3 protein-coding genes are annotated in these 2,344 nt (G+C 71.2%); 1 reads left to right on the plus strand and 2 read right to left on the minus strand.

Features of this window, described 5'->3' with window-relative positions; translation table 11 throughout:
* Positions 1-209 precede the first annotated feature (209 nt).
* Both ACTHJJ_RS13180 and ACTHJJ_RS13185 read right to left on the minus strand, forming a co-directional pair.
* Positions 210-647 (minus strand): nitroreductase/quinone reductase family protein, encoded by a 438-nt coding sequence (locus tag ACTHJJ_RS13180; protein WP_440303394.1) that lies wholly within the window; start codon positions 645-647, stop codon positions 210-212.
* Positions 648-773: 126 nt separating this feature from the next.
* Positions 774-2,042, minus strand: a complete 1,269-nt coding sequence (locus tag ACTHJJ_RS13185) for a DUF4921 family protein (RefSeq protein ID WP_440303395.1) — start codon at positions 2,040-2,042, stop codon at positions 774-776.
* 94 nt (positions 2,043-2,136) lie between these two features.
* Here ACTHJJ_RS13185 and ACTHJJ_RS13190 point away from each other — a divergent pair.
* A partial coding sequence (locus ACTHJJ_RS13190; RefSeq protein ID WP_440303396.1) for an alcohol dehydrogenase catalytic domain-containing protein occupies positions 2,137-2,344 on the plus strand: 208 nt, incomplete at its 3' end.

The raw sequence follows: 2,344 nt of genomic DNA on the forward strand, positions 1-2,344 counted from the left end.
CGTACCTGTTCTCCGCAGAAGCCGCGGACTACGTGCGGCGCGAGGAGCCGGCCTGGCAGGCCTGGCTGCAGGGAATCTCCGTCCCGGCCTGATCTTCTACCGTTACCGACGGCGGGCCTGTCGATGCAGGTGGGTGACTCCTCGCGATAGCTCGCCAGCGGGGCCTTCAGCTCGGCACGGGCCGGAACAAGCCGACGACGCAGGCCAACTCACACCGCAGGGATGAGGCGCGCGACTGCGATCTTGCGACCCGACTTCGCCTCGTAGGGGCCGAAGGAAGGGTGGGTCGCGACAATGACGTCCCTCCACGCCGCCTCGGACTCGCCTCCGTGCAGCACCTCGACGGACACCGTCCTCCGCGAGCGGCCGACCTCGATGGTTGCGGTCGAGGCGGCGCGGAGGTTGCGGATCCACTGCGGCTCCGTCGGGCGGCCCGCGGCGGTCGCCGCGACGTAGTAGGCGCCGTCGCGCTTGACGTAGGCGACGGGCACGGTGTGCGGCCTGCCGGACCTGCGTCCCGCCACGGTGAGCAGGAGCACGAGGCTGCCGCCTCTTGCCCGACCGCCGACCTTGCCGCCGGTGCGCCGGTACATCCATACCGCCGCCGCGTTGCCAGCCTTCCAGAGTCGCTGTGGCATCGACGCCATGTCATCCTCGCTCGTTCGCGGGAGGTGCCTCACGACGAGTCAACCACGGTGTGACCCGTCCTGCCCGGCCACCGGCCGCGGCGCCCCACCCGCGGCGCCCCACCCCGTGGCCCAGACGCCGTCCGGCTACCCGATGACGGTCACCGACGGCGAGAGAGCGCCCTCGTCGGCCAGCTCCTTGAGGCGAACGACCACCCGATCCCGAACTGTCCACGGGTCGATCGTGTTGACGTAGATCTTCGTGTCGCCCTCGAAGCCGGCGAGGGTCGAGATCCGCCACTTGATCACGGCCCGCACCGGCATCCGCAGGTCGAGGGACGGGGGCCGGTGGTGCCACTCCTCGTTGGTCGGCACGTCGACCCCGGTCGCGGCGTGGCACGCGTGGAGCAGGTCGGCGAAGTCTCGGACCTGGTCGTCGTCGAGCTCCCAGGGCAGCGCCGACGGGTTGCGGGAGTGGATCTCGATGGACGGGTACCGGTGCCCGACCCCCGCGAAGGCGACCGCGCTGGGAGCGCGCGCGACGACGAGACCCTGCTCGGCGGCATACCCCTCGCCCCAGCGGGCATAGAGCTCGGGCTCCTCGCGTACCCGGGCGGCCTCGCGCTCGGTCTGCACGCTCAGCTCGTCGATGGCGACGAGCTGCTTGTGCAGGTGGTCGAACGACGCGCCCGCGGACGAGAGCCAGTTCTGGAAGATCGAGACGTAGCGCGCGAACGGGTTGTCCGCATACAGCTGCCGCGCCGCCTCGATCGTGAATCGCACGTACTGCCAGTGCTCCTCGGCCGACAGGGTGCCCGAGCCGGAGAGCTGCGTGTCGACGGTCGCGCCGTCGAGGTAGTGCCGGCGGGCGATGACGACGTCGTGGTTGCTCGCGAAGAACTCGATGCTGTCGCGCATGTCGTCCTCGAAGGTCCGCCCGGCGAGGGCCGCCTCGGGGACGCCGCGGGCGAGCAGCTTGGCCCGCACGAGTCCGCTCACCTGCTCCCGGCCCAGGGGAGTCGAGAGGTATGCCGTCCGCCGGGCGTCCGAGTGCGCGGTCGCGTGCCAGCCATGGCTGAGGTGCCAGTAGTCGTAGGAGAGGATCTCGAAGAGGTTCGGGATGACCCGGAACTCGGGCACGCTCGTGTGCAGCTCCTCCGCGAGCAGGCCGCGGACCTCCGCCCAGCCGTCCGCCGTCCGGACGAGTCGCGCGATCTCCGGCGTCGTGTCGAGCATCCGGCCCCAGCAGAAAGCGCAGTAGCGGTCGTGGTCCGCGGGGTTGAGGGGGAGCGGCGTGGGCAGCGTACGCATCATCGGCCGCGCACCGCGGTCCGGCAGGGTCCACACCTTCGTTCCCGTGAAGGGGTTGACCTGCTTGACGGTCCCGTCGGGGAGGCGCTCGAGCGGCTCGGTCATCCCCTCCAGCCTAGGTGGCCGCGGTCTCCGGGGTGGGCACATCGCAGCCCTCGCTAGGGTCGAGGCAGCCACCGCCCGCCGTGAGGAGCCCGCCATGCACGCCGCCCGGATCACCAGTCTCGAGGGGCCGTCGACCGTCGCGGTCGAGGAGGTCCCGGAGCCAGTGCGGGGTGACGACGAGGTCCTCGTTGAGGTCCACACGGCCGGGGTGTCGTTCCCGGACGTCTTGCTGAGCCGCGGCCTTTACCAGATGAGGCCCGAGCTGCCCTTCATCCCGGGAGCCGAGTGCGCCGGAGTCGTCC

The organism is Intrasporangium sp., assembly GCF_051961875.1.
Taxonomy (GTDB): Bacteria; Actinomycetota; Actinomycetes; order Actinomycetales; family Dermatophilaceae; genus Intrasporangium_A.

What these genes read in the sequence shown, in the direction of transcription:
- ACTHJJ_RS13185 (WP_440303395.1), bottom strand. Translation starts at nt 2,042, where the DNA reads ATGACCGAGCCGCTCGAGCGCCTCCCCGACGGGACCGTCAAGCAGGTC.
- ACTHJJ_RS13180 (WP_440303394.1), bottom strand. Translation starts at nt 647, where the DNA reads ATGGCGTCGATGCCACAGCGACTCTGGAAGGCTGGCAACGCGGCGGCG.